Annotated in this window: 26 protein-coding genes, 1 tRNA gene and 2 pseudogenes; 13 read left to right on the top strand and 16 right to left on the bottom strand. The window is 70.0% G+C overall.

What is annotated here, in order from left to right; translation table 11 throughout:
- Positions 1-245: 245 nt before the first annotated feature.
- Positions 246-1,049: a potassium channel family protein gene (locus tag QQY66_RS14190; protein WP_301979721.1), complete on the bottom strand. Its 804-nt coding sequence runs from the start codon at positions 1,047-1,049 to the stop codon at positions 246-248.
- Between the two features lie 88 nt (positions 1,050-1,137).
- Complete coding sequence (gene aceE, locus QQY66_RS14185; protein WP_301979720.1) at positions 1,138-3,885, bottom strand: pyruvate dehydrogenase (acetyl-transferring), homodimeric type; 2,748 nt, start codon at positions 3,883-3,885, stop codon at positions 1,138-1,140.
- A 351-nt stretch (positions 3,886-4,236) separates the two neighbouring features.
- Between aceE and QQY66_RS14180 the strand changes: the two genes are divergently transcribed.
- From QQY66_RS14180 to QQY66_RS14155, 6 genes are all read left to right on the top strand, one after another.
- On the top strand, positions 4,237-4,668 hold the full coding sequence (locus tag QQY66_RS14180; protein ID WP_155053885.1) for a DUF3052 domain-containing protein: 432 nt from the start codon (positions 4,237-4,239) through the stop codon (positions 4,666-4,668).
- Positions 4,669-4,794: 126 nt separating this feature from the next.
- Complete coding sequence (locus tag QQY66_RS14175) at positions 4,795-5,253, top strand: peroxiredoxin (RefSeq protein ID WP_301979716.1); 459 nt, start codon at positions 4,795-4,797, stop codon at positions 5,251-5,253.
- Positions 5,254-5,365: 112 nt separating this feature from the next.
- Complete coding sequence (locus QQY66_RS14170; RefSeq protein ID WP_033320773.1) at positions 5,366-5,941, top strand: TerD family protein; 576 nt, start codon at positions 5,366-5,368, stop codon at positions 5,939-5,941.
- A 108-nt stretch (positions 5,942-6,049) separates the two neighbouring features.
- Positions 6,050-6,625 (top strand): TerD family protein, encoded by a 576-nt coding sequence (locus QQY66_RS14165; RefSeq protein ID WP_301979715.1) that lies wholly within the window; start codon positions 6,050-6,052, stop codon positions 6,623-6,625.
- Between the two features lie 58 nt (positions 6,626-6,683).
- Positions 6,684-7,829 carry a DUF475 domain-containing protein gene (locus tag QQY66_RS14160; protein ID WP_301979713.1) on the top strand — a complete coding sequence of 382 codons (1,146 nt, stop codon included), beginning with the start codon at positions 6,684-6,686 and terminating at the stop codon, positions 7,827-7,829.
- A gap of 96 nt (positions 7,830-7,925) precedes the next feature.
- Positions 7,926-8,666, top strand: a complete 741-nt coding sequence (locus QQY66_RS14155) for a Tellurium resistance (RefSeq protein WP_301979712.1) — start codon at positions 7,926-7,928, stop codon at positions 8,664-8,666.
- Between the two features lie 215 nt (positions 8,667-8,881).
- Here the strand turns inward: QQY66_RS14155 and QQY66_RS14150 are convergent, their stop codons facing one another.
- The gene (locus tag QQY66_RS14150) at positions 8,882-9,655 is read right to left on the bottom strand and encodes a TerD family protein (RefSeq protein ID WP_301979711.1); all 774 of its coding nucleotides are present in this window, start codon (positions 9,653-9,655) and stop codon (positions 8,882-8,884) included.
- A 184-nt stretch (positions 9,656-9,839) separates the two neighbouring features.
- Here QQY66_RS14150 and QQY66_RS14145 point away from each other — a divergent pair, with 184 nt between their 5' ends.
- From QQY66_RS14145 to QQY66_RS14135, 3 genes are read left to right on the top strand one after another with little or no spacing between them, the layout of a single operon-like run.
- The gene (locus QQY66_RS14145; RefSeq protein ID WP_301979709.1) at positions 9,840-11,006 is read left to right on the top strand and encodes an HpcH/HpaI aldolase/citrate lyase family protein; all 1,167 of its coding nucleotides are present in this window, start codon (positions 9,840-9,842) and stop codon (positions 11,004-11,006) included.
- 43 nt (positions 11,007-11,049) lie between these two features.
- Positions 11,050-13,689, top strand: coding sequence for a phosphoribosyltransferase (locus QQY66_RS14140; RefSeq protein ID WP_301979708.1), 2,640 nt, complete (start codon positions 11,050-11,052; stop codon positions 13,687-13,689).
- Positions 13,689-14,504 carry an HAD family hydrolase gene (locus tag QQY66_RS14135; RefSeq protein WP_301979707.1) on the top strand — a complete coding sequence of 272 codons (816 nt, stop codon included), beginning with the start codon at positions 13,689-13,691 and terminating at the stop codon, positions 14,502-14,504. Before QQY66_RS14140 ends, QQY66_RS14135 begins: the two co-directional genes overlap by 1 nt.
- A 70-nt stretch (positions 14,505-14,574) precedes the next feature.
- Here QQY66_RS14135 and QQY66_RS14130 read toward each other — a convergent pair whose 3' ends face one another.
- The 3 genes from QQY66_RS14130 to QQY66_RS14120 all read right to left on the bottom strand — a co-directional run bounded on the left by QQY66_RS14130 (position 14,575) and on the right by QQY66_RS14120 (position 17,266).
- Positions 14,575-14,796: a zinc ribbon domain-containing protein gene (locus QQY66_RS14130; RefSeq protein ID WP_301979705.1), complete on the bottom strand. Its 222-nt coding sequence runs from the start codon at positions 14,794-14,796 to the stop codon at positions 14,575-14,577.
- 40 nt (positions 14,797-14,836) lie between these two features.
- Positions 14,837-16,150: a hypothetical protein gene (locus QQY66_RS14125; RefSeq protein WP_301987308.1), complete on the bottom strand. Its 1,314-nt coding sequence runs from the start codon at positions 16,148-16,150 to the stop codon at positions 14,837-14,839.
- Positions 16,151-16,495: 345 nt separating this feature from the next.
- Complete coding sequence (locus QQY66_RS14120) at positions 16,496-17,266, bottom strand: DUF4097 family beta strand repeat-containing protein (RefSeq protein WP_301979704.1); 771 nt, start codon at positions 17,264-17,266, stop codon at positions 16,496-16,498.
- 218 nt (positions 17,267-17,484) lie between these two features.
- Here QQY66_RS14120 and QQY66_RS14115 point away from each other — a divergent pair.
- A tRNA-Val gene (locus tag QQY66_RS14115) sits at positions 17,485-17,556 on the top strand.
- Between the two features lie 104 nt (positions 17,557-17,660).
- Here the strand turns inward: QQY66_RS14115 and QQY66_RS14110 are convergent.
- The 7 genes and pseudogenes from QQY66_RS14110 to QQY66_RS14085 form a co-directional block, all read right to left on the bottom strand.
- Positions 17,661-18,185 (bottom strand): ATP-binding protein, encoded by a 525-nt coding sequence (locus QQY66_RS14110; RefSeq protein ID WP_301979703.1) that lies wholly within the window; start codon positions 18,183-18,185, stop codon positions 17,661-17,663.
- A 50-nt stretch (positions 18,186-18,235) separates the two neighbouring features.
- On the bottom strand, positions 18,236-18,583 hold the full coding sequence (locus tag QQY66_RS14105; RefSeq protein ID WP_301979701.1) for a hypothetical protein: 348 nt from the start codon (positions 18,581-18,583) through the stop codon (positions 18,236-18,238).
- A gap of 51 nt (positions 18,584-18,634) precedes the next feature.
- Positions 18,635-18,952 (bottom strand): annotated as a pseudogene (locus QQY66_RS14100) (PaaX family transcriptional regulator C-terminal domain-containing protein); the annotation flags it as partial.
- Between the two features lie 179 nt (positions 18,953-19,131).
- Positions 19,132-19,359, bottom strand: a pseudogene (locus tag QQY66_RS50375) (DUF4436 family protein); the annotation flags it as partial.
- A gap of 123 nt (positions 19,360-19,482) precedes the next feature.
- Positions 19,483-20,451 carry a DUF3500 domain-containing protein gene (locus QQY66_RS14095; RefSeq protein ID WP_301979699.1) on the bottom strand — a complete coding sequence of 323 codons (969 nt, stop codon included), beginning with the start codon at positions 20,449-20,451 and terminating at the stop codon, positions 19,483-19,485.
- 89 nt (positions 20,452-20,540) lie between these two features.
- A complete protein-coding gene (locus QQY66_RS14090; protein WP_301987307.1) occupies positions 20,541-21,209 on the bottom strand; it encodes a trans-aconitate 2-methyltransferase in 669 nt (222 codons plus the stop codon).
- 233 nt (positions 21,210-21,442) lie between these two features.
- The gene (locus QQY66_RS14085) at positions 21,443-21,862 is read right to left on the bottom strand and encodes a nuclear transport factor 2 family protein (RefSeq protein ID WP_301979697.1); all 420 of its coding nucleotides are present in this window, start codon (positions 21,860-21,862) and stop codon (positions 21,443-21,445) included.
- A gap of 64 nt (positions 21,863-21,926) precedes the next feature.
- On the opposite strand from QQY66_RS14085, the gene QQY66_RS14080 reads away from it, so the two are divergent.
- A complete protein-coding gene (locus tag QQY66_RS14080) occupies positions 21,927-22,133 on the top strand; it encodes a hypothetical protein (protein ID WP_301979695.1) in 207 nt (68 codons plus the stop codon).
- 10 nt (positions 22,134-22,143) lie between these two features.
- On the opposite strand, the gene QQY66_RS14075 is transcribed toward QQY66_RS14080, so the two are convergent.
- Positions 22,144-23,130, bottom strand: coding sequence for an alpha/beta fold hydrolase (locus tag QQY66_RS14075; RefSeq protein ID WP_301979693.1), 987 nt, complete (start codon positions 23,128-23,130; stop codon positions 22,144-22,146).
- A gap of 170 nt (positions 23,131-23,300) precedes the next feature.
- On the opposite strand from QQY66_RS14075, the gene QQY66_RS14070 reads away from it, so the two are divergent.
- On the top strand, positions 23,301-23,831 hold the full coding sequence (locus tag QQY66_RS14070) for a GNAT family N-acetyltransferase (RefSeq protein WP_301979692.1): 531 nt from the start codon (positions 23,301-23,303) through the stop codon (positions 23,829-23,831).
- Here QQY66_RS14070 and QQY66_RS14065 read toward each other — a convergent pair.
- Positions 23,825-24,727 carry a ketopantoate reductase family protein gene (locus tag QQY66_RS14065; RefSeq protein WP_301979690.1) on the bottom strand — a complete coding sequence of 301 codons (903 nt, stop codon included), beginning with the start codon at positions 24,725-24,727 and terminating at the stop codon, positions 23,825-23,827. The two genes, QQY66_RS14070 and QQY66_RS14065, sit on opposite strands and share 7 nt — an antisense overlap.
- 133 nt (positions 24,728-24,860) lie before the next feature.
- Between QQY66_RS14065 and QQY66_RS14060 the strand changes: the two genes are divergently transcribed.
- A complete protein-coding gene (locus tag QQY66_RS14060) occupies positions 24,861-25,091 on the top strand; it encodes a DUF2277 domain-containing protein (RefSeq protein ID WP_301979689.1) in 231 nt (76 codons plus the stop codon).
- Between the two features lie 123 nt (positions 25,092-25,214).
- On the opposite strand, the gene QQY66_RS14055 is transcribed toward QQY66_RS14060, so the two are convergent.
- Positions 25,215-25,844, bottom strand: coding sequence for a DedA family protein (locus tag QQY66_RS14055; protein ID WP_301979687.1), 630 nt, complete (start codon positions 25,842-25,844; stop codon positions 25,215-25,217).
- Positions 25,845-26,026: the final 182 nt, after the last annotated feature.

Raw genomic sequence — 26,026 nt, 5'->3', positions numbered from 1 at the left:
CACGCTTGCCGCAAGCTGCGGGTGTGCGTGCCGCGCGGTCGGTGCCCGCCCTGGGGTGGCGGCGTGGGTGGCCAAGCTGCGGGTGTGCGTGCCGCGAGGTCGGTGCCCGCCCTGGGGTGGCGGCGCGGGTCGCCAAGCTGCGGGCATTCGTGCCGCCTGGGGCGGCACGGGTGGGCGCAGGCGGCACCCCGTCGGCGCCGGGCTGCGCGACCCACCCCGCCCAGCCCTCACCCCGGGCAACGCGACTACGGACGCCGCCCGTCCCTGCCCCCCGGCACCACAGCCCCCGCCGCCCCCGACAACGCCGCGACCTCCGCCCGCAACGCCCGAACCTCCTCCGTCAGCACGGAGATCGCCTCCGTCTGCCGCCGCTCCTGCGCGTCATCAGACTCGAACCGCGCAATGAACCACGCGGCGATATTCGCCGTGACGACACCCAGCAGCGCGATCCCGGACAACATCAGCCCGACCGCCAGAATCCGCCCCAGCCCAGTGGTCGGCGCATGATCGCCATACCCCACGGTCGTCATCGTCGTGAAGGACCACCACACCGCATCACCCAGCGTCTTGATGTTCCCGTCCGGCGACTCCCGCTCCACCGACAGCACCGCAAGCGACCCGAACATCAGCAACGCCACCACCGCCCCGGCGACATACGTCGTCAACCGGATCTGCGAGGCCATCCGCGCCCGCTGCCCCACCAGCAACACCGTGGACACGATCCGCAGCAGCCGCAGCGGCTGCACGAGCGGCAGCATCACCGCACACAGGTCCAGCCAGTGCCGCCGTACGAACTCCGCGCGGTGCCGCGCCAGTACGAGCCGCACCAGATAGTCGGCGGCGAACGCCCCCCACACCACCCACTCGACCACCGTGCAGGCCACCGTCAGCGAGCGCCCCGCGGACGTGTCCACGATCGGCACGGCATAGGCGACGGCGAACAGCACGGCAAGCACCATCAGAGGCCGCTGGGTGCGCCGTTCCCAACGCTCCTGCGCCGATTGCGCCTCGAAGCCCGACCCCATGCCCGAATCCAAGCCCGCATCCATGTCCGCATCGTAGGGAACGTGAAAGGGCGGTGAAGCCGCAGGCCTCACCGCCCTTCAACCGCCAAGCCTCGCGCAGCGCTTCGCAGCGCTACGCGTCGCCGCCCGCAACCCCGGGATCGGCAGCCGAGACATCCAGCAACTGGTACCGGTCGACGGCCTGCTTCAGCACCGACCGATCCACCTTCCCCTCCTTCGCCAGCTCGGTCAGCACACCCACCACGATCGACTGCGCGTCGATGTGGAAGAACCGCCGAGCCGCCCCACGGGTGTCCGCGAACCCGAAGCCATCGGCCCCCAGTGACTGGTAAGTCCCGGGCACCCACCGCGAGATCTGGTCCGGAACCGCCCGCATCCAGTCGGAAACCGCCACGAACGGTCCCTCGGCCCCGCTCAGCTTCCGTGTCACCCACGGCACCCGCTGCTCCTCCTCGGGATGCAGCAGGTTGTGCTCCTCGCATGCCACGGCCTCGCGCCGCAGCTCGTTCCAGGAGGTCGCCGACCACACGTCGGCCTTCACGTTCCACTCCTCGGCGAGAATCCGCTGCGCCTCCAGCGCCCACGGCACCGCCACACCGGACGCCATGATCTGCGCCGGAATCGACCCCGCCGTCCCGGCCGAGATCCGGTGGATGCCCTTGAGGATGCCCTCGACATCGACGTCGGCAGGCTCGGCCGGGTGCTGGATCGGCTCGTTGTAGACGGTGAGGTAGTAGAAGACGTCCTCGCCGTGCGGATGCTCCGCGTCGCCGCCGTACATCCGCCGCAGCCCGTCCTGCACGATGTGCGCGATCTCGTACGAGTACGCCGGGTCGTACGCCACACAGCCCGGGTTGGTCGAGGCCAGCAACTGCGAGTGTCCGTCGGCGTGTTGCAGACCCTCACCGGTCAGAGTCGTACGGCCCGCCGTCGCGCCCAGCACAAAGCCGCGCGCCAACTGGTCCGACATCTGCCAGAACTGGTCGCCGGTGCGCTGGAAACCGAACATCGAGTAGAAGACGTACACCGGGATGAGCGGCTCGCCATGCGTGGCGTACGACGAACCCGCCGCGATCAGCGACGCCGTACAGCCCGCCTCGGAGATGCCGTCATGCAGCATCTGCCCGGTCGGCGACTCCTTGTACGCGAGGAGCAGTTCACGGTCGACGGACTCGTACTGCTGGCCCAGCGGGTTGTAGATCTTCGCGCTCGGGAAGAACGAGTCCATGCCGAACGTGCGGTACTCGTCCGGCGCGATCAGCACGAACCGCTTGCCGATCTCCTTGTCCCGCATGAGGTCCTTGAGGAGCCGCACGAAGGCCATGGTCGTCGCGATCGACTGCTGGCCGGAGCCTTTCTTCACGGTCGCGTACGTCTTGTCCTCCGGCAGCGTCAGCGGCTCGGAGCGCACGACGCGGGTCGGGACGTAACCGCCGAGTCCATTGCGGCGGTCGTGCATGTACTGGATCTCCTCGGAGTCCCGCCCCGGGTGGTAGTACGGCGGGAGCCCGCTCTCCAGCTCCTTGTCGGAGATCGGCAGGTGCAGCCGGTCGCGGAAGCCCTTGAGGTCGGCGACCGTCAGCTTCTTCATCTGGTGCGTGGCGTTGCGGCCCTCGAAGTTCGGGCCCAGCGTCCAGCCCTTGATCGTCTTGGCCAGGATCACCGTCGGCTGACCCTTGTGCGCCTTGGCCGCCGAGAACGCCGCGAAGATCTTCCGGTGGTCGTGGCCGCCGCGGCCCAGGTGCAGGATCTGGTCGTCGGTCATGTTCTCGACCATCGCGCGCAGCCGGTGGTCGTCACCGAAGAAGTGGTCGCGGATGTAGGCACCGGTCTCGGTGGCGTACGTCTGGAACTGCCCGTCCGGCGTCGTGTTCATCCGGTTGACGAGCACACCGTCCCGGTCCTGGGCCAGCAGCGGGTCCCAGGTGCGGTCCCAGACCAGCTTGATCACATTCCAGCCGGCACCCCGGAAGACCGACTCCAGCTCCTGGATGATCTTTCCGTTGCCGCGTACCGGGCCGTCCAGGCGCTGCAGGTTGCAGTTGACGACGAAGGTCAGGTTGTCGAGGCCCTCACGGGCCGCGATGGACAGCTGGCCGAGCGACTCCGGCTCGTCCATCTCGCCGTCCCCGAGGAAGGCCCACACATGCGACTTGGAGGTGTCCGCGATCCCGCGCGCCTCCATGTAGCGATTCATCCGCGCCTGGTAGATCGCGCCGATCGGGCCGAGGCCCATCGACACCGTCGGGAACTCCCAGAAGTCCGGCATCGACCGCGGATGCGGATAGCTGGACAGCCCGTGCGGTGCCTTCGACTGCTCCTGCCGGAACCCGTCCAGGTTCTCCTCGCTCAGGCGGTCCAGCAGGAACGCGCGGGCGTAGATGCCCGGTGAGGCATGCCCCTGGAAGAAGACCTGGTCGCCGCCGTCGCCCTCGTCCTTGCCGCGGAAGAAGTGGTTGAAGCCCACGTCGTAGAGGGAGGCGGAGGAGGCGAAAGTGGCGATGTGACCGCCGACGCCGATGCCGGGACGCTGGGCGCGCGAGACCATCACCGCGGCGTTCCAGCGCGTCGCGTTGAGGATCTTGCGCTCGATCTCCTCGTTGCCTGGAAAGAACGGCTCGTCCTTGGTGGCGATCGTGTTGACGTAGTCCGTGCTGCGCATCTCGGGCACGGCCACGCGCTTCTCACGGGCCCGCTCGATCAGCCGCAGCATCAGATAGCGGGCCCGCTCCCGGCCGCGCTCGTCGACGGCGGCATCGAGGGAGTCGAGCCACTCCTGGGTTTCCTCGGGATCGAAGTCAGGAACCTGACTCGGAAGGCCGCCAATGATGATCGGGTTTCGATCGGATCCGGAAGCCACGGTGTTCCTTACCTGTCGGAGGGCTGCTTTTCGGGGTTTGCGGGTGCCCAGCACCGTCCACCATCGTCTACCTCGGCATGCCAAACGTCATCTCTACTTCGAGGTAACCCAAGCTTGACGCTCCTATAGGGTTCCCAAACGCGCAAAGAGGGCAGAAAGGTGTGGCGTATGTCACGAACGGCTTGGGGCGTCCTGCCGGGAGTTGCGGTGAGACAGCCAGGATCGTCACCGTTTCGGCGGTCTGAACGGCCGGGTACTTGCGCGATCCGCCCCGCCCGTGTGGACTACGGCCAATGCTTCGCGCACGCGCGTGGCTGAGACATTCACCAAGACATGATCAGGAGGCAACCCGTGAGCGCGACCGCGGACCACGCGGAGACGAGCCCTGCCGTCAGGCTGGGGTTCCAGCCCGAGCAGGTGGTCCAGGAGATCGGCTACGACGAGGACGTAGACCAGGAGCTCCGCGAGGCCATTGAGCAAGTGATCGGCAGTGACCTTGTGGACGAGGACTACGACGACGTCGCCGATGCCGTGGTGCTCTGGTTCCGCGACGAGGACGGCGACCTCACGGATGTGCTGGTGGACGCCACCACGTACATCGAAGAGGGCGGCTCGATCCTGTTGCTGACGCCGAAGACCGGCCGCGACGGCTACGTTGAGCCGAGCGACATCTCTGAAGCCGCGACCACGGCAGGGCTGTCCGCGTCCAAGAGCGTCAGCGTGGGCAAGGACTGGAGTGGCAGCCGGCTGGTGACGCCCAAGGCCGCCAAGTCCAAGAAGTAACCCGGCCTCGTCCCCGAACGGCGGACGGGCTGAATGAATTCACTCAGCCCGTCCGACGGCCCGAGGTGGACGCTGCATAGGGTGTTCTCACCACCCGAACAGCCCCACCGAAAGGGTTCTACGACGATGGCGATCCAGGTCGGCGACAAGGCACCCGACTTCGAGCTCAAGGACAACCACGGCAGGACCGTGCAGCTGTCCGACTTCCGCGGCGACAAGAACGTGGTGCTGCTCTTCTACCCGTTCGCCTTCACCGGCGTGTGCACCGGCGAGCTGTGCGAGCTGCGCGACAACCTGCCGAAGTTCACCGACCGCGACACCCAGCTGCTCGCCGTCTCCAACGACTCCATCCACACCCTGCGCGTCTTCGCCGAGCAGGAGGGCCTGGAGTACCCCCTGCTGTCCGACTTCTGGCCGCACGGCGAGACCTCGCGCGCATACGGCGTCTTCGACGAGGACAAGGGCTGCGCGGTGCGCGGGACCTTCGTCATCGACAAGGAAGGCGTGGTGCGCTGGACCGTCGTCAACGGTCTGCCGGACGCCCGTGACCTGAACGAGTACGTGAAGGCGCTCGACACCCTGTGATTGTTCGGTTCCAGGCCTGCGAGGTCCGGGAACCCGTCACTAGGATCGAGACGTTGATCCGATACCAACGCACAACGGGGCTGACCGCCCCTGGACACCATTGGGAGGACTCGTGGGAGTCAGCCTCAGCAAGGGCGGCAACGTATCGCTGAGCAAGGAGGCGCCTGGTCTCACCGCGGTCATCGTCGGTCTGGGGTGGGACGTTCGTACCACCACCGGCACCGACTTCGACCTCGACGCCAGCGCCATCCTGACGAACGCGGAGGGCAAGGTCAGCAGTGACGCCAACTTCGTGTTCTTCAACAACCTGAAGAGCCAGGACGGCTCCGTCGAGCACACCGGTGACAACCTCACCGGTGAGGGCGAGGGCGACGACGAGCAGATCAAGGTCAACCTCGCCGGTGTCCCGGCGGACGTCGAGAAGATCGTCTTCCCGGTCTCGATCTACGACGCCGAGAACCGCCAGCAGTCTTTCGGCCAGGTGCGCAACGCGTTCATCCGCGTCGTGAACCAGGCCGGCGGCGCCGAGATCGCCCGGTACGACCTCTCCGAGGACGCCTCGACGGAGACCGCCATGGTCTTCGGCGAGCTGTACCGGCACGGTGCGGAGTGGAAGTTCCGCGCCATCGGCCAGGGCTACGCCTCGGGCCTGCGCGGCATCGCGCAGGACTTCGGCGTGAACGTCTGAGCCGGTCCGACTGCCTCACCCGCCCGGCGCCGCACCGTTTGGGTGCGGCGCCGGGCGCACAGGACTCCGTACAACCGCGCAGGCTTCACCCGGGGAGGGACCAGCATCATGGGCGTCACGCTCGCCAAGGGAGGAAATGTCTCCCTGTCCAAGGCCGCACCGAACCTCACTCAGGTGTTGATCGGTCTCGGCTGGGACGCTCGCTCCACCACCGGAGCCCCGTTCGACCTCGACGCCAGCGCGCTGATGTGCAACGGCGGACGGGTCATGGGTGACGAGTGGTTCATCTTCTACAACCAGCTCAAGAGCCCGGACGGCTCGGTGGAGCACACCGGTGACAACCTCACCGGTGAGGGCGAGGGCGACGACGAGTCGATCCTGATCGACCTCTCCAAGGTGCCGGCCCAGTGCGAGAAGATCGTCTTCCCGGTCTCGATCCACATGGCCGACGAGCGTGGCCAGACCTTCGGTCAGGTCAGCAACGCCTTCATCCGCGTCGTGAACCAGGCCGACGGCCAGGAGCTCGCCCGCTACGACCTCAGTGAGGATGCCTCCACGGAGACCGCCATGATCTTCGGCGAGGTCTACCGCTACCAGGGCGAATGGAAGTTCCGAGCCGTGGGACAGGGGTACGCGTCGGGGCTGAGGGGCATCGCTCTAGACTTTGGAGTCAACGTTTCGTAAAGCCGGGTGCGGCGCGGGGGAGACCCGTACACCCCGTACACAAGGGATTGGGTAGCCAGTGGTTCTGAAAACCTTCGGCTGGTCGTTCGCGGTCACCGCGCTCGGCCTCGTCGCGGCGGTCCTCATCGGGGGGTGGACCGCCTTCGGTATCGTGGCGATCCTCTCCATCCTTGAGATCTCGCTGTCCTTCGACAACGCAGTGGTCAACGCCGGCATCCTGAAGAAGATGAATGCCTTCTGGCAGCGGATCTTCCTCACGATCGGCATTCTAATCGCCGTCTTCGGCATGCGGCTGGTCTTCCCTGTCGTCATCGTCGCCGTCAGCGCCTCGATGGGTCCGATCGAGGCCGTCGACCTCGCGCTGACCGACAAGGACCGTTACCAGCAGCTCGTCACCGACGCTCACCCGTCGATCGCGGCCTTCGGCGGTATGTTCCTGCTGATGATCTTCCTCGACTTCATCTTCGAGGACCGTGACATCAAGTGGCTCGGCTGGATCGAGCGGCCGCTGGCCAAGCTCGGCAAGGTCGACATGCTGTCGGTCTGCATCGCGCTGATCGTTCTGCTGATCTCGGCCCTGACCTTCGCGAGCAACGCCCACCAGCACGGCGGTATGCACGTCGACAAGGCGGAGACGGTTCTGCTCTCCGGTGTCGCCGGTCTCATCACGTACATGATCGTCGGCGGTCTCTCCGGCTACTTCGAGGACAAGCTCGAGGAAGAGGAGGAGCGTGAGCACGAGGAGGAGGAAGCGGCGGAACGCGAGGGCAAGCCACGCCCGGCGATCCTCCTGGCCGGCAAGGCCGCGTTCTTCATGTTCCTCTACCTCGAGGTCCTGGACGCGTCGTTCTCCTTCGACGGAGTCATCGGTGCCTTCGCCATCACCAACGACATCGTCCTGATGGCCATAGGCCTCGGTGTCGGCGCGATGTACGTCCGGTCGCTCACGGTCTACCTGGTCCGCCAGGGCACCCTCGACGACTACGTGTACCTGGAGCACGGCGCGCACTACGCGATCGGCGCCCTCGCCGTGCTTCTGCTCGTCACCATCCAGTACGAGATCCACGAGGTCATCACCGGCCTGATCGGTGTCACCCTGATCGCCTGGTCCTTCTGGTCCTCCGTCCGCCGCAACCGCGCCATCGCGGCGGCCGAGGGAAAAGCCGGCTCGGACGAGAAGACTGAGGTCTCGTCCGGGGTGTGACACCGCTGTAGGTGAGGAACGCTCTGTGCGGGGCGGCTTCGAGGCGAGTCCTCGTGGCCGCCCCGTCGGACTTCATGTGGACGTGGGGGCGGGAAAATGGGCTTGCTGGACGGACTGCTCTGGCGCGGTCGGCGCGAGGCCTTCGACTCGGGCAGCGCCGCGAGCAATGCGATCGAGCTGACCAAGCGGCACAGTCAGGTCTCACTGACCAAGCAGGACGCGGCCACCGGTCATCTGCGCATCAATCTGGCCTGGCGGATGCGGACCTCCGACATAGGCGGCTCCCAGCGGGAGAGCCTGCTGCGGCACCCGTTCAAGGCGCTCAAGCCGCCGGAGGTGCTCGGGCACAGCCAGAGCATGGTCAACGTCGACCTGGACCTCGGCTGCCTGTATGAGCTGATGGACGGCACGAAGGGGGTCGTCCAGCCGCTCGGTGGGTTCTTCGGCGACGTGAACGCCGCGCCGTACGTCAAGCTCAGCGGCGACGACCGGTTCGGCTCGGCGTCCGGCGAGACGATCTACGTCAACCTCGACCATCGCGAGGCCATCAAACGCATCCTGGTCTTCGTCTACATCTACGACCAGACGCCGGCGTTCGACCGTACCCACGCCATCGTCACCCTCTACCCCAGCAACGGCCCCCGCATCGAAATCGGCCTCGACGAACGCCACCCCCAGGCCCGCTCCTGCGCCGTCGTCATGATCGAGAACGTCAAGGGCGAAATGATCGTCCGCCGCGAGGTGAAGTTCGTGTACGGCTTCCAGGCGGAGCTGGATCGGTTGTACGGGTGGGGGCTGCAGTGGGGGCGGGGCTACAAGACAAAGGCGGAACGCTGACGCTGAGTCTTGGCCGGTTCGCCTGCTGGCTCGGGGCGCCTTGTGGTTTCGGCGGCAGCGGGTCCGTGGTGGCTGGTCGCGCAGTTCCCCGCGCCCCTACGGGGCGCCCGCCCGCCCAAGCTGCGGGCATGCGTGCCGCCTGGGGCGGCACGGGTGGGCGCAGGCGGCACCCCGTCAGCGCCGGGCTGCGTGACCTACGCCTGCCCGCACAACAACTAGCGGCCGATGAATTGCGGCCCCTGCGGCGGCAGTCGGAATTCGCTGTCCGGCGCGGCAGTCACCGGCTGCGGGTAGCCGTACGCAGGCTGGCTGGTCGGATGGGGATACCCGTACGCCGGCTGCGCAGGCACCGCGGCCGGCTGCTCCGGCGGCAACGGCTGCGCCGGAGCGGTCGGGGGCGCCGCCTGAACGGTCGCTGCCGCCGCCGCTTCCTCCTCCGCCGCCTCCGACTCGTCCACCGAGATCCCGAAGTCGGACGCCAGCCCCTTCAGCCCCTCCACGTAGCCCTCGCCCAGCGCCCGGAACTTCCACCCCTCCCCACGCCGGTACAGCTCACCGCAGATCAGCGCGGTCTCCTGGCCGGTCTCGGGCTTGATGTCGAAGTAGGCCAGCGGCTCACCGTCGGCGACGGCGGCGTCGTACAGCGCGATGCGCAGCCCTCGTACGCGGTCGAAGGTGACCCCATCGGCCGATGCGACCAGCAGAATCTGGCTGACGTCGGCCTCGACACCGGTGAGATCTGTCTGGATCGTGTCGGTCGGGCCCTCGGCGACCCGCTTCTTGCCGAGCCGCCAGACAGTCCCGGAGGGGTGCCGGGGCTGGTTGTAGAAGACGAAATCCTCGTCGGAGCGCACACGTCCGTCGGGGCCGAGGAGTAGCGCGGAGGCGTCGACATCCGGGACCCCCTGCCCGGGCGTCCAGCGCACCACGGCACGTACGGTGGTGGCATTGAGTGGGACGTTCGACCCCTTCAGCATCGCGTGCGTCATGCGGTCATCCTGCCCTCTCGGTCCTGGTCACGACAACGCGGGGGTGCTTATCCCATACGGGCTGTGCCGACCCGCGTTACCTGAAGTTCATGCCCTGCGGGAACCCCAGACACAGGCCTCTACGTACTATTACCGGCCACCTTTCACATGCCACAGGTCGCCCAGCCGTCACGGGGGAGTCCATATGCGTCATTTCGGGCACATCGCCCCGGAGGTGCGGCAGCGCCTCTTCCACCAGGAGCCGTGCGACTTCAGCGCCGACTCCTCGCCGCGGCTGCTCTCCGCGGCCCTGGGCGCCACGCTCTACAGTCCGGCCACCCGACCCCGGCTCGCGGACGACATCCTCAAGCAGGCCGACCGCGGCGTGGTCTCGATGGTGCTGTGCCTGGAGGACTCGATCGACGACTCGGAGGTCCCGGGCGCCGAGGAGAACCTCGTACGGCAGTTCACGGACCTGGCCGGGCAGGAAGACGCCGACCTGCCCCTTCTCTTCATCCGGGTCCGTACCCCCGAGCAGATCCCCGACCTGGTACGACGCCTCGGCCCGGCCGCCCGGCTGCTGTCCGGATTCGTGATGCCGAAGTTCACCGAGGAGCGCGGCATCCCCTTCCTGGAGGCACTGGAGAGCGCCGAGGGCGCGAGCGGCCGGCGGCTGTTCGCCATGCCGGTGCTCGAATCGCCGGAGCTGCTGTACCGCGAGTCCCGGGTGGAGACCCTGGAGGGCATCTTCCGCGCGGTCGACAAGTACCGCGTGCGGGTGCTGGCGCTGCGCCTCGGCGTCACCGACTTCTGCTCCTCGTACGGCCTGCGCAGAGCCCCCGACATGACGGCGTACGACGTCCAGATCGTCGCCTCCGTGATCGCCGACGTGGTGAACATGCTGGGACGCGCCGACGGCACCGGGTTCACGGTGACCGGGCCGGTGTGGGAGTACTTCCGCGTGCAGGAACGTATGTTCAAGCCCCAGCTGCGCCGCAGCCCCTTCCTGGAAGGGCAGGCCGAGGAACTGCGCGAGGCGCTGATCGAGCACTCCATGGACGGGCTGCTGCGCGAGATCACCCTCGACCAGGCCAACGGCCTGCTCGGCAAGACCTGCATCCACCCCTCGCACGTCCTGCCCGTGCACGCACTCTCCGTGGTCAGTCACGAGGAGTTCAGTGACGCCCAGGACATTCTGCGGCCCGAGCGGGGCGGCGGGGGTGTGCTCAGATCGGCGTACACGAACAAAATGAATGAGGTGAAGCCGCATCGCGCATGGGCCGAGAGGACCATGATGCGCGCCGAGGTCTTCGGTGTGGCGAACGAGGACATCGGCTTCGTCGAACTGCTCGCCGCCGGAATACCCGGCTGAACCGGCCGGATCCGGCTGAATCCGCGTGAACAACAAGGGACGCATGAACAGGGCAGTGAACAACGGGGTGCCGGACCAGGTGTGGACCGGCAGCTGGGTCGCCGAGCGGCTCGGCGTCGAACTCGTCGGCGACGACCAGCTGACCGGCCTGCTGGGGCTGGCGCTGCGCCGCAACCCCAAGCGGGCGCATCTGCTGGTCTCCAATGTGCTCGGCAAACACGTACCGCAGTCACCGTCCGTGGTGTACGGCGCCGGCTTCGCACTCGGCCGCCGGGTCCGCGAACTGCTCGGCGACGACGAGGCGGGCCGCGCGGTGGTCCTGGGATACGCCGAAACCGCCACCGGCCTCGGCCACTCCGTGGCCGACGGTCTCGGCCTCGCCCCCTACCTGCACTCCACCCGCCGCCCGATCCCCGGCATCGCCCCCGCGGGCGGCTTCGAGGAGTCCCACTCCCACGCCACGTCGCATCTGCTATTGCCGGAGGACCCGGCGCTGCTCACCGGCGACGGTCCGCTGGTGCTGGTCGACGACGAGTTCTCCACCGGGAACACGGTGCTGAACACCGTCCGGGATCTTCATGAGCGGTATCCGCGGCGGCGGTACGTGGTCGTCGCCCTGGTCGACATGCGCTCGGCGGCGGACGCGGGTCGCCTCGCGGAATTCGCCGGGGAGATCGGCGCGCGGGTGGACCTGGTGGCGGCGGCCTCGGGCACCGTACGCCTGCCGGAGGGGGTACTGGAGAAGGGCCAGGAGCTGGTGGCGCGGTACGAGGCAGAGAGTGCCGCGATGGGTGGGCGGTCGTCTGCGGGATCGTCGTGGCCGGTCGCGCCGTTCCCCGCGCCCCTTAAGGACGCTGCAGAGACCGCGAGCCTTGAGGGCGATGCCGACGCCGCGAGCCTTGGGACCGACGGGCGGACCACCGCCCTAGGGGCGCGGGGAACTGCGCGACCAGCCCCCACCGGCCCGCAGACGACCCACGGCCGAGTCACCCGTGTCGACCTGCACTGGCCCCCCGGCCTCCCCGACGGCGGCCGTCACGGCTTCACCCCCTCGCACCGAATACGGCTGGAGCGCGCCCTCCCCGCGATGGCGGCGCGGCTCGCCGAAGCCCTGCCCTCCGATGCGCACCGCGTGCACATCCTCGGCTTCGAGGAGCTGATGTACGCCCCGCTCAGGCTCGCCCGTGAGCTGGAGCAGATCGCGTCGGATACGGAGGTGCGCTACTCCACCACCACCCGCTCACCCGTCCTCGCGGTCGACGACCCCGGCTATGCGATCCGCACCCGCCTGGTCTTCCCCGCCCACGACGACCCGGCCGACGGTCCCGGCGAGCGCTACGCCTACAACGTGGCAGGCGCCGGATTCGACGCCGTGGTCGCCGTGGTCGACTCCACCGCCGACACCCCCGAACTGCACGCGCCCGACGGCCTGTTGGCCCGGCTCGCCGCGCACACCCCGCATGTCCTGCTCGCGGTCGTGCCGTCGTACGTCCCCGAGCCCCCGCTCGTCCCCGAAAGGCCCGACATGCTGCCCGAGCCCCTTCGCGGCCCCGCCTTCTCCTCGTACGCACCCGAGGAGGTCGGCTGGCTGCTGCAGGATCTCTCGGACGTGACGCTGGAGGCGCCGACCGAGGAACGCGAGGAGGCCATCCAGAGCGGTGGCGCGCACTACGCGGAGTCGCTGCCGGTGGAGTACCAGCCGAGCGAGCAGTACCAGGAGCTGTTTCACGCGGCACTGGACACGTCCGCGGCGCGGATCGCGCGGGCGGTGGGTGCGGTGACGGAGCTGGTGCTCGCCGAGCGGTCACCCCGCCCGGTCCTCGTGTCCCTCGCCCGCGCCGGCACGCCCGTCGGGGTCCTGATGCGCCGCTGGGCCGAGCGCCGGCACGGCCTCGATCTGCTGCACTACGCGGTGTCGATCGTGCGTGGCCGGGGCATCGACGCGAACGCCCTGCGCTGGCTGGCCGCCCACCACGACCCTGCCGACGTGGTGTTCGTCGACGGCTGGACCGGCAAGGGCGCCATCACCCGCGAACTCGCCGACGCCCTGCGGGAGTTCGAGGAGGCCGAGGGGGTGTCCGGCTTCGACCCGGAGATCGCGGTGCTGGCCGACCCGGGCGCGTGCGTCCGGACGTACGGCACGCGGGAGGACTTTCTCATCCCTTCCGCCTGCCTCAACTCGACGGTGTCGGGCCTGATTTCACGTACGGTGCTGCGCGCGGACCTGGTCGGGCCGAACGACTACCACGGCGCGAAGTTCTACCGCGAACTCGCCGGCGCGGATGTGTCGGTGGACTTCCTGGACGCGGTGGCCGCGCGCTTCCCGGAGGTGGCGGACGCGGTGGACGCGCTCGCCAAGGAGCTGCTGTCCGCGGACCGTTCGCCGACCTGGGAGGGCTGGGCGGCGGTCGAGCGGATCAGCGAGGAGTACGGCATCCATGACGTGAACCTCGTCAAGCCGGGCGTCGGCGAGACGACACGCGTGCTGCTGCGCCGGGTGCCGTGGAAGATCCTGGCGCGGGCCGGGGCGGGCGCCGACCTGGACCACGTACGACTGCTGGCCGAACAGAGAGGTGTCCCGGTGGAAGAGGTCGCCGAACTGCCCTACACCTGCGTGGGGTTGATCCATCCCAAGTACACGCGCGGTGCGACGGGCGCCGACGGCACGGCGGTGACGGTCTGATGCCGGTGCTCGTCGCGAGCGACCTCGACCGCACGCTCATCTACTCCGCGGGCGCCCTCGCCCTGACCATGCCGGACCCGCGGGCGCCCCGGCTGCTCTGCGTCGAGGTGCACGAGAGCAAGCCGCTGTCGTACATGACGGAGACGGCGGCCGGACTGCTGACGGAACTGGGCGACGCGGCGGTCTTTGTGCCGACGACCACCCGGACCCGTAAGCAGTACGAGCGCATCAACCTGCCCGGCCCGGCGCCGAGATACGCGATCTGCGCGAACGGCGGGCACCTGCTCGTGGACGGGGTCTCCGACCCGGACTGGTACGCGCGGGTGACGGCCCGGCTGGCGGACGAGTGCGCGTCGCTGGCGGAAGTGCGGGAGCACTTGATGGAGACGGCCGATCCGCTGTGGGTGCGCAAGCACCGGGTCGCCGAGGATCTCTTCGCCTACCTGGTCGTGGAGCGTGAGCTGCTGCCCGAGGACTGGGTGAAGGAGCTGGCGGTCTGGGCGGAGAACCGCGGCTGGACGGTGTCGCTCCAGGGCCGCAAGGTCTACGCCGTCCCGAAGCCGCTGACCAAGAGCGCGGCCATGCGGGAGCTGGCCCGCCGCACGGGCGCCGATCTGACCCTCGCGGCCGGCGACTCCCTCCTCGACGCCGACCTGCTCCTCGCGGCCGACCAGGGCTGGCGGCCAGGGCATGGCGAGCTGGCCGACGCGGACTGGACCGCTCCGACGATCAGCCCGTTGCAGGAAAGGGGGGTGCTGGCGGGGGAGCGAATCCTGAGGGAGTTCTTGAAGGCGACCCGCACGACAACGCCGTAACAGGGGCGCGGGGAACTGCGCGATCAGCCCCCCCACACACACACCCGCAGGCAACAACGCAACGGTCCAGCTAGCCGCAGCACCCACCACCGCAGCAACCGCCGCCCCCGCCGCTCGCCCTGGGCGCGGGGGCCGGGGCAGAAGCGGTGCCGCCCACCGCCACCGTCGACAGCAGCTTCACCGTGTCGTCATGCCCCGCAGGGCACGCGGTGGGGGTCGAGGACTCGGCCATCGGGCGGCTCAGTTCGAAGGTGTCTCCGCAGGTGCGGCAGCGGTACTCGTAGCGAGGCATGCGCACAGGTTAACCGGCGGCCACCGGCTGTCCCAGGGCGTCAGTGCCCCGCTCCCCGCTCCTCCCGGATCTGCGTCACCACCCGCGCCACCGTCTGCCGCACCGCCTCCGTCTCGGTCAGGAAGTGCCAGTAGTCGGGGTGCCGCCCCTCCAGCGTGGTGATCGCGCGCTCCAGCCGGGCCACGGAGTCGTCCAGCGGGCGGGCGTGCCGGGGATCGGGGGTGTGGCGGCCGGCCATGGCGAGCCGCTGGGCGTCGCGGATGGCGAAGCGGGTGCGGTCGATCTCCTGCTGGGGGTCCTTCTGTACGGCGTTCAGCCGCCGCAGCCGGTCGCCGGCGGCGGAGACGGACTCGTCGGTGGTGTTCAGCAGCGCCCGCACGGTCGACAGCAGCGCGGTCGCGTCCGGCCAGCGCTGCTCGTCGCGCGCGGTCTGCGCCTCCTTCAGCTTCTGCTCGGCCTGCCGTACGTTCTCCCCGGCCTGCTCCGGCACATGCTGGAGGTCCTGCCAGCACGCCGCCACGAACCGCCGCCGCAGCTCGCTCAGCACCGGGTCGACCTGTCCGGACCGGGTGGTCAGCGCCTGTGCGCGCGTCCGCAGCGAGACCAGCCGGTGGTCGATCTCGGCCGCCCGCTCCGGGAGCCGCTCGGCCTCCACCTTGATCGTCTCGGCCGAACGCGCGACCCGCTCGGCCCGCTCCAGCGTCTGCGGGACGCCGTGCTGCCCGGCACCCTGGTTGAGCTTCGTGAGGTCCGAGCCGAGGGCGGCGAGACGGGCGGCGAGGTCGTCCGCCTTCAGCCCTGATTCTCGTACCGCATCCAGCGCGTTCGACGCGGCCAGGAGCCCCTGCCGGGCCCGCTCGACCGCGGGGGCGAGCCGGGCGAGCTGGGTCTCGGCCTTGCCGAGCAGGGGCCCGAGTCCGTCCGCGAACCGGTCCAGGTCCTGCTTGACCCGCCCCAACTCGTCCTTGGCGGCGGTCAGCTCGGCACGCGCGCGTGCCGCCACCGAGGCGTCCAGGTCGTCGCGGTCGAGGTCATGGGCGTCGACGGCGTTGATGTACTGGTGGCTGGCCTCGTCGATGCGCCGGCCGAGCGCATCGAAGTCGCCCACCGCGCGCCGGGCGGCGGGGGAGTCGTCGACCGCCGTGATCGTCTCGATCGAGATCCGCAGGTCGCGCTGGGCGGTGTCCAGTTCGTAGAACGCGGCGGCGGCGGCGTCCTTCGCGGCCTGCGCCTCCGCCCGCTGGTTCTCGGAGCGCCCGCCGAACCAGCGCCGGGTGCCGCCACCCGCGAACGCGGCGGGCAGCGCCAGCGCCGCGACGAGGGGCAGGCTCACGAGGGTGAGTGCGTCCCGCAGCGCGGACGGCCGTGGGGAAGTGGGCCGCGGTTGGGCAGCGCCCCGAAGGGGCGCGGGGCTGTGTCGATCTGCGGCTCCGCCGCGATGGGGGTCCCCCCGCTCATGGGGGTCCCCCCGCTCGAGCGAAGTCGAGAGTGGGGGAGAAGCCGAGAGTGGGGGAGCGACCAGCCACGACGGCGCCGCAGACGAATGACGGCCAAACCCGGCACGCCCCGCGCGGGGACGGCACGGCACCACCGTCGAGTACGGCTGCGATGGTGTCGCCGTCACATCCCTCTCCCGTGCCCGTGGTCCGCCCTGCCCGGTGTCATTCTCCCACCGGTTAAGGACGAACACACGGGCCGGTTAGTTCGCGCTCCGGACCGTGACTTTCCCGTCGCCCGTCTCCGCGGACACCATGTGCGAGCTGGACTCGTCCCGGGGCACGGAGACATCCACGCTGCCGTCGCCCGTCTTGGTCGACACCTTGTACGTCGCCCGGGGCAGCACCATCGTCACGGAGCCGTCTCCGGTGCGGGACTCCACCAGGTCCGGTACGGCGCCGAGTTCGAGGTGGACCGAGCCGTCGCCGGTCCGGGCGCGCACCTGCTGCGAGGTGACGTCCGCGCGTATGGACCCGTCGCCGGTCTGCAGGTCCAGCGGGGCGCTGCTGTCGGTGACCCGGACCGAGCCGTCGCCCGTACGGATGCTCAGCGGGTCCTCGAAGCCACGCGCGCGTACGCTGCCGTCGCCGTCCTCGATCTTGACCGTGATCCCGCGCGGAACCTCGATACGGTGCTCGGCGTCACAGTCGGCGACCATGCCGGAGCACTTCAGCCGCAGCTTCAGCCGGTCGTCCTCCATGGACCAGGTCACCTTGGGATCGCTGCCGATGGCGACGGTGCCCTGAAACCACCGGGTGACCTCGATCCGGCCCTCCGGGTTGTCGTCCGCGGCGATGATCTCCAACGCCGAGTCGTCGGAGTCGACGGTGAGGGTGCGGCCCTTCAGGTCGAAGGAGCGGTGGTCGGGGGTCTTGTCGTCTCCGGCGGAGGAGCCGCAGGCGGTGGCGCCCACGACGAGCAGTGCCACGACGCCGGTGACGGCGGCGGTGCGGACAGGAACGGTGCGGGCCATGACGGTTTCCCCCTGAGTCGGAGTACGAGGACTCTGCTGCGACTCTCCGACCGTACGGAGCGCGGGCCCGTCCGGGGATCCGGGCCGCTCCCGGATCCGTCCTGGGGTTAACCCCCGGATCACCCTGACTCCGGCCCGTCCCGGAATACGGGTTTGCCGTGCAGTCCCCCGGGCAAGGTAGGCTGTCGACTCGTCCTGAGCACATCGGCTCAGGTCCCGGGTGCGTAGCTCAGGGGTAGAGCGCCTGCCTTACAAGCAGGATGTCGGCGGTTCGAAACCGTCCGCGCCCACCGACAGGTAAAGCCCGGCCCAGCTGGACAATGGCGGCCCCTCGGAGTGATCTCCGAGGGGCCGTTTCCATGATCGGAGTCCACATAGAGTCCACCGGCGGACCTCAGCTCTTGACGGCTTCCGCGATCCGCAGGGCGGCCTCGGTGGGCGTGAGGTGGGTGGTGTCGACGACCTCGGCCTCGCGGTGCAGCCAGGTGCGGGCCGCCTCGGCATAGGGCTCGAGGTATTTGAGGCGGAACGGGGAGTTCGGGCCAAGAACAGTGTCGCCCGCGATGCGTCCGCGGAGGGTCTCCTGGTCGGCGTGGAGGACGAAGTGCCGTACCGGGATGGCGTGTTCGGCGAGGCCCGTACTGATCTCGCGCCAGTACGGCTCGACCAGGACGGTCATGGGCACCACCAGAGTGCCGCCGGTGTAGTCGAGTACGCGGCGGGCGGTCTCGACGACGAGCGGCCGCCACGGCGGCCAGTGCTGGAAGTTGTCCGTCGCGGGCAGCCCTGGCGTGATGTCCATGAGGGTCTCGCCGACCTTCTCGGCGTCGAACACTCGTGAATCCGGGATCAGTTGCTGCACGAGTGCACTGGTCGTCGTCTTGCCTGCGCCATGAGTGCCGTTGAGCCATACGATCATGGGACCCGACGCTAGCGCTGTGCGGGCCGCGGGAACGGGCACAACGGAAATCAGGGCGCCTCGGTCTCCTCTGGGATCTCATGGGCGTGCTTCAGCTTCATACGGGCGTCCACGCGCTCCGCCGCCGCGACCTCCGCCCAGAAGCGGTGGCAGCTGACGAACACCGCGAGTTCGTGCTCGCGCTGCCGCAGCTTCTCCACCTCGGCCTGTTCGTCGGCCGTCCAGCCGGGGGAGGCGGGGCGCTCCATCTTGCGCCAGCCGCCCGTGTCACTGAAGCCGTCCAGGGGCGCGACCGACCAGGGCAGCCGCTTGAGCAGGGCCGACAGCTCGGCCCGGACCTGATGCAGCTCCTCCTGACCGGCGCGGAGGTCACTCGGAAAGTCATAGGGCGTAGCCACGCGGCAATGCTACGCCTGTTCGATTTTGGGTTGCGAGCTTCTTTGGGTTGTTCATGCGGACGGGTGTGACTCTCGGGTGATGTCGGCGTAGAGGCGGAAGAGGGCCGGGCGGGTTTCGCTGTGTTCTCGTTCGTGCAGGGCCGCCCAGCACCGGGCGATGAGCTCCCGGGCCTGAGTGCCGGGCCAGGGCTGGGGCAGGAGCTGGGGCGGCAGCAGCCGGTCGGGCTCCATGGCGCGGGTGAGTTCGGCGGCCGGCTCGACCGCGATGGTGAGGAGTGCGGAGGGGGAGAGTCCGTCAGGGCCGGTGAGCCGGGTGAGGCGAGGCCGGGCGAGGCGAGGCCGGGTGAGGCGGCTGAGGCGGTGGTAGCGGTCAGGGATCCCGGAACCGGCGCTCGGTGACGTGTTTCGCTGCGCCGCCGGTCACCGGCCCCATACCCGCCGGGGCCGGGGCGGTGGCGCAGCCGGGGGCAGCGGAGTGTGGCGGGGTGTGGTGGTTCGGGGACGGGCCCGCCGGTCCGGTGTTCGACGAGGTCGCCGTGGAGGACGAGGCGGGTGAGGCTCAGGGCGATCAGCGCCTCGGCCCAGTGGAAGGCGGCGTAGTCGAGCAGGCTGCCGTTGGGCGGGTTTCCCGGGGCCGCGTTGCGCAGACCCACCAGCGCGAAGAGGCTGCCGGCCATCCAGCCCAGGGCGCCCCAGAGCAGGCCGCGGCCTTGGCGCACGACCAGGCAGCAGGCGACCACCACCGCGAGGGCCACCGCCCACATGGCGATGATCACGAACCAGGCGGAGTGGCCTCGCAGCTGGAGCGGCTCACGTGCGCGGCGATGGCGGAGCGGTGCTCCACGCCGTCGGCGCCGAGGGTGAGGTGCGGCCGGGGTCTCCCTGACCGCCGCCGGCCTCTACCGGTGCTGCTCCGTGTAGTGGGCGCGCAGCAGGTCGGCGCCCCAGTCGTGGCGGACGTGCCGCCAGACGGAGTGGGCGTGGTTGCCGTCGTCCTGCGTGTTGTCGTACTCGATGAGGAAGTCCGGGGCCCGAACGCAGTAGTAGTGCCGGTCCCCGAGAACGAGGCCGCCGCCCCAGGCGAAGGAGAGCGCGTCCAGTCCTCCTGCCACGGCATCGGACCAGCATTCCTGCGCGTACGCCGCGGGCGCGCGGTCGAGGTAGCGGCGCACCAGGCGCTCCAGCAGCCGCTGCTGACCGGGCGTCATGTCCCCGTAGGGCAGTCCGGCCGGCAGCAGGTCCGGATCGGCGAACGGGTCGGCGCGGGTCAGGATGTCCTCCGGCGGCGCGGCGGCGAAGACCGCCTTCGCCCGTCGGCCGGCGTCCAGGTCCGTGACCAGCTCCCGGGCCAGGTCCTCCTCCGGCCCCAGCAGCCGGCGGCCCGCCTGCGGAGCGTCCGCGATGCGCGCCGGCTCCGCCCCGATGAAGTGCGGCGTCACCCGCATTCCCGCCGCCGTGATCACTACGTGTACGGCGAGGTGGTGGCCGTTCATCCGCCAGCCCCACGGACCGTCGCCGTCCGGGTCGCCCAGCAGTCGCACCCAGTAGCGGTCGGCACCCGGGGCGCCGACCAGGGCGCGGCGGTGCCGCTCCACCTCGATCGCGCCGCGCGCCAGCTCCGCTCCGGGTGCGCTGTGCGCCGCGGCCAGCAGCGCGTCGACAGCCGCGCGCTGCTCACCGCCGAGGCCCTCGGTGGGCAGTCCGGGGCGCGGGCCCGGCAGATACGTCCACTCCCGCAGCTCGGGCGCGTCCAGCCGGTCGGGCCCCGCGCGCAGCTCGCGCACCTGCTCCGGTTCCAGCACGGACAGCAGCGCGCGCACGGCCTCCCGCATCTCCACGGCCGTCGCCTTCAACGAATACCCGCCCACCGCTCCTCCTCCCCGTCGGCGCCCGAACCGGCGCCCCCCTGTGATCCCTGGTGCGCCAGGTGGCGCCGCCCGATCCAAGCCCCACGAACTCAAGCGAGCAGTTCCCTGACTTGTCCATCCGCTGGTTCTGCGATGCCGATGAAATGGCCGGCCACGGGCCGGATGCGGACCGACCACCCCAGCGCTGTGAGGCCGTCCCTGAGGGTCGCCGCATCGTGGAACACCTTCACGATGCGGTACTGGCTGCCGTCGTCGAGCCGCCGCAGCGCCGCCGGGGCCGAGTGGTCTGCCAGGACGTTCTCCCCCGCGGCCGCGGCGGGGCCGTCGTCGATGAAGATCGCTTTGCCGCCCGGCGCGAGCGCGGCGGCGACGGTGTTCCAGAAGCCGGGCCATCGCGTCGGCGGGACATGGGAGAGCCAGAAGGCGAAGAAAACGGTGTCGTAGCGCCGTGGCGGCTGCCACTCGAACAGGTCCGCCTGAATGAACTGGACGGTGGGGGACGCGGTACGCGCCCGAGCCAGGGCCAGCACTTCGGCCGCCGCGTCGACTGCCGTCACCGACTGCGCCCGCGCCGCGAGCCTTCCGGTCCACTGGCCCGTTCCGCAGGCCAGCTCCAGCACATGCCCGGCAATCGGGAGGTCATCGACGACGGCCAGCAAGTCCTTCAGGTCTTCGCACTCCGCATAGGGCCGGTCGTATTCGGCCGCGCCCGCCCGGTAATAGGCCATCTGCTCTGCCAGGAGAGCATCGTCGTCCATGCGAGTTCCCCTCGTCCGGGTTCGCCCGTCCCGGCTCACCTCGAAGTCGTCCGGACGGTCTCGGCGGAGTTCCTCGTACCGCTGCGCGTAGACATCGATTGCCTGGTGCACCGTGCAGCCGAGCGTTTCGCGGATGGTCACGATCGCGGAGATGGTCCGGTGCTCCAGGATGTCGCGATCCACGCTCTCGGGCAGCTGTCCCATGCGGCGTGAGCCTATCCGGCGCGGGTTGCTCAGGTCGTCGGGAGCGCAGGCGTGATGTGGCTCAGCACGCACAGCCAGCGCCCGCCCCGTCTGACGTACACGTCGGTCGTCCACTCGTCCGCGTCGTACCGCTTGCCCTGGTAGTGGGCCGTGTTCGTCACGCGCCCGGTGAGGACGGCGGTGTCTCCGTAGACGCGGACCCTGGGCCGCGTTTCCAGGTCCATCGCCGAGTGGGTCAGTTCCCCGGTCGCGACGAGGGAGAGGAACTCTTCCTTCGAGGCGATGCCCGACTCGGAGACGATGACCCATTCGTCGGCGACGAAGCCGGCGATGCGTTCCGCATCATTGGCGACGATCGCGACAGCCCAGTCCTCCGCAAGGCGGATGAGCCGGGCCTCTTCCGCTTCTTCGCCGGGTGCCTGAGGGGATGAATCGGGTGTTTCGTCCACGGTCCAACCGTAGGCCTGCCCGGCCGATCTGTCCTAGTCCTTGAGGGCGGCCTACCCTTGCCGCATGGCGCAGAGCAAGGCGACCGACGTCGACGGTTACCTCGCCGGGGCCGGCGAGGACCGCAGGGAGGCGCTGACCGCGCTGCGGCGGTTGTGCCGGGCGGTGCTCAAGGGGTTCGACGAGGTGATGGCGTACGGCATGCCCGCGGACTTCGATCTTGTACGAGATCTGCTGCGGGCCACCGCGGCACGCCCCGGCGAGCTCTGCTGACCTGCCCGGTTCAGGTGGGCAGGTCGGCGAGCCAGGCCGTCAGGTGCTGGTTGACCTCGTCGGGGCGTTCCTGCTGGATCCAGTGGCCGCAGCCCTCCAGCAGGTGTGAGGCGCGCAGGCCGGGGAGGGTCGTGGGATACGCCTCGATCGCGTCGGCCAGCCAGGTGGTGGACGCGTCGAGTGTGCCGCCGAGGAACAGGGACGGCTGGGGGATCGGGGCGCCCGCGAAGGACTGGAAGTCCTCCCAGTCGCGGTCCATGCAGCGGTAGCGGTTCAGGGCGCCGGTCAGGCCCGTGCGCTCGAACTCCGCCGTGTAGACGTCGAGTTCCGCCTCGCCGAGCCAGGACGGCAGACGGTCCGCGGGGAAGCGGTCGCGCAGGGTCGCGCCGGGGCTCACGAAGTGCGGATCCGGGGCGCCCGGCGCGGGCATCGTGTCGCTGGAGAAGGCGGCGTAGAAGCCGGCGAGCCAGCCCCGTACGTCCGGTTCGATCTCGCGCTCGGCGCGGCCCGGTTCCTGGAAGTAGGAGACGTAGAACTCCTCCTCCCCGCCCATGCCCGCGAACACATCGCTCGGCTTGGGACCGCCGGGCGGCATGTACGGCACGCTCAGCAGGCCGACTGCGCGGAAGACGTCGGGGCGCAGCAGAGCGGAGTGCGCGGCGATGTTCGCGCCCCAGTCGTGCCCGACGATCACCGCGGACGGCTCGCCCAGCGCCTCCACCACGGCGACGCTGTCCGCCACCAGCTCCGTCATCCGGTACCCCGCCACCGCCTCCGGCCGCGACGACCGCCCGTAGCCGCGCACATCCACGGCGACCGCGCGGTATCCCGCCGCGGCCAGCACCGGCAGCTGGCGGCGCCACGAGTACCAGGACTCCGGGAAGCCGTGCACCAGCAGGACGAGCGGGCCGCTGCCCTGTTCCGCCAGGTGGATCCGGCCGGCGGGGGAGGGGACGAGTCGGTGGGTGACGTCCGGGAGCGGGTCCTGGTGGGGCATGGGTCCAATCCTTCGTGTCAGGCCGTCAGGGCTGTCCGGGCCGAGTTGTGCTCGTACGGCGATCCTGCGGGGCCGGGCGGACGCGGGCGAGGGATTTTGCCGGTCCGGCAAACGGCGGCGGGATACGGAGCTCGGGGCCATTGTCAGACCCTGGGCCTACTGTGATCGGTATGGATGCGGGGAGCGCGGAGAAGGTGCGGCTGATGCCCTGGGCGGAGGGCGACTTCTGGCTGCTGCGGAGGAACAACAGCCCTGAGATGACCGAGCACTTGGGCGGACCGGAGTCGGAGGAGAAGCTGGCCGCCCGGCATCGGAGGTATGTCGAGCTGGAGACAGGGGGGATGTTCCGGGTCGTGCTGGCGGACGGTGGCGAGAGCGTCGGGGCGATCGGGTTCTGGGAGCGGGAGTGGCAGGGGGCGACCGTGTGGGAGACCGGGTGGGGGGTGCTGCCCGAGTTCCAGGGGCGAGGGCTTGCGGCGGCGGCTGCCCGCGCCGTCGTCGAGACCGCGCGGGCAGCCGGCCGGAACCGGTATCTGCACGCCTTTCCGAACGTGGACCATGCCGCGTCGAACGCCGTCTGCCGAAGAGCCGGGTTCACGCTCATGGGGCAGTCACGGTTCGAGTACCCGAAGGGGCACTGGATCACGTCCAACGACTGGCGGGTGGATCTGGGGGAGGCTCCTTTAGACGCCCGTCAGTGACCGGCGTCCCTCAACTCCCGTACCACCCTTGCCGCCACGGGCACCGACACCCCGTGCCGCTCGGCCGCACGCAGCAACGCCCCGCCGATCGCGTCGAGTTCCAGCGGGCGGCCGGCCTCCGCGTCGCGCTGCATCGACGACTTGGTGTGCGGCGGGAAGGCGTCGTAGCGGGCGAGTGACTGGGCGGGGTCGTCGGGTCCGCCGCAGGCGCTGCTGACGGCCGCCGTCTCCTCCGCCAGGGCGGTCAGCTCCTCGCGGTGGCGGGTGCGTACGTCGCCGAGCGGGAGTCCGTAGCGGGTGGTCAGCAGGGCGAAGGGCGCCAGGAAGGACATCTTCGCCCAGAGGGCCGCCGTCTCGTCGGGCAGGACGCGTGTCGTCGGGCCCGCGGCGGTGAGGGCGGCGGCGAGGGTGTCGAGGCGGTCCGGGGGTACGTCCGTGCCGGCCAGGTCGATCTCGGCGAACGGGCTGCTGTGCTCGATCCGCCCCGCCGCGACGCGAGTCGACTCCGCGCGGATGACAGCGGGGGCGACCCGGTCGGGGCGGTAGCGGGCGCGCAGGGTCGCCGGGTGGTCGACGCCGTTGAGGAACGGTACGAGGAGGGCGTCGCCGAGCGCGGTGGGCGGGACGCGGTCGAGGGCTGCGTCAAGTGTCGTGTGCTTGACGGCGATCAGGCAGGCATCGACCGGTTCGCGCAGCTCGGTGCCGGCCTCGACGCGAGCCGTGAAGTCGCCGAACAGCCCGCTGCTGACCTGGATTCCGGCCGTGTTGAGTGTCTTGGCGGTGTCCTCTCCGGCCAGGCAGATCACGCGATGCCCGGCACGGGAAAGGAGTCCGGCGAGCAGTCCGCCGATGCCACCGGGACCGAGTACGGCCACGGTGAGTTCGTCGTTCGCCATGTGTGTCCCCATTCGTCGGTCGGCCCCGGAGCGGTGGCCGCCTCGGAGCGATCATCGCAGGCGACGTGCGCACCGGCGCAGGTTTCTCGGTGGAATCTCTGCCGGTCGCCTTGCGCTGGGTGAGACTGGGGTCATGTGCCGCAGTATCAAGACGCTTCGTCCGCCGGTGTTGGCCGAGGAGGCGACCGAGGAAGAGATTCGGGCCGCTGCCTTGCAGTATGTGCGTAAGGTGTCCGGGTTCCGGGCGCCGGCCGCGCACAATCAGGAGGTGTTCGACCGGGCTGTGGACGCGATCGCCGAGGCGACCGCCGAGTTGCTGGACGGGTTGGAGATCCGGGGGGTGGGGGCTCGGAGGGCGAGCTGAAGCGGGTCGGATGAAGTCGACTGCGGTTTGGCCGCGCCCCAAAGGGGCGCAGGGAACTGCGCGACCAGCCCCCACCGGCCCGCAGCCGAATCACCGTGCTTCCCAGCGGAGCGCGCCGCCGAATCACCGTCCTCCCAGCGGAGCGCGCCGCGGAGCGCGCCGCATCAGATACCCCGCCACCGCTCCCGCCGCGAACAGCGCCGCCACCGACACCGCCGTCGCCACCCACGTCGCTCCCAGCCAGTGCGCGCCGAAGTAGCCGAGGGCGACGCTGTAGGTGGCCCAGGAGAGGCCGGCCAGGGCGGACCAGGGGAGGAAGTCGCGGGCGCGGCGGTGGGCGGCGCCTGCGGAGAAGGAGACGACCGAGCGGCCGGCGGGGGCGAACCGGGCCAGGACGACGAGGGCTCCGCCGCCGCGGGCCAGGGCCGTGCCGAGACGTTCCTGCGCGGTGCTCAGGCGCCGGGAGCGGGCGATCGCGCGGTCCAGGCGGGGACCGCCCGCCCAGGCAAGGCGGTAGGCGACGAGATCGCCCAGCACGGAAGCCGTCGTGGCGCACAGCGTCAGGGCCAGGATGTCGGGGACCTGGTGCGGTACGCCGTCCGTCGCCGAACCCGCCGCTGCCGCCGTCGCCGCCGTGATGACCAGGACCCCGCTCGGCAGGACCGGGAGGAAGACGTCCAGGAGGATGGACAGGGCCACCACCGCATAGATCCATGGGCCGGCCGTCAGCGACCCCACACTCTCGAACACCATTACTCCCCGTGACTCCCCCGTAGAACCACCCGACCGTGCCGCGACGTCGCGGGGGAGCGGCAGGGGCGGCCCATAACAGCCATACAGCGTACGCCGGGGGTGTGACAGGGGATTCACGGGGGGCTCGTGGGTTCCGCACGGCATGTTCACCCGGCTGCCGCGCCCCGGGGGCGGCTTCGGCC

Source organism: Streptomyces sp. DG2A-72 (assembly GCF_030499575.1).
GTDB lineage: Bacteria > Actinomycetota > Actinomycetes > Streptomycetales > Streptomycetaceae > Streptomyces.
This window is presented reverse-complemented; position numbering and strand designations above follow the sequence as displayed.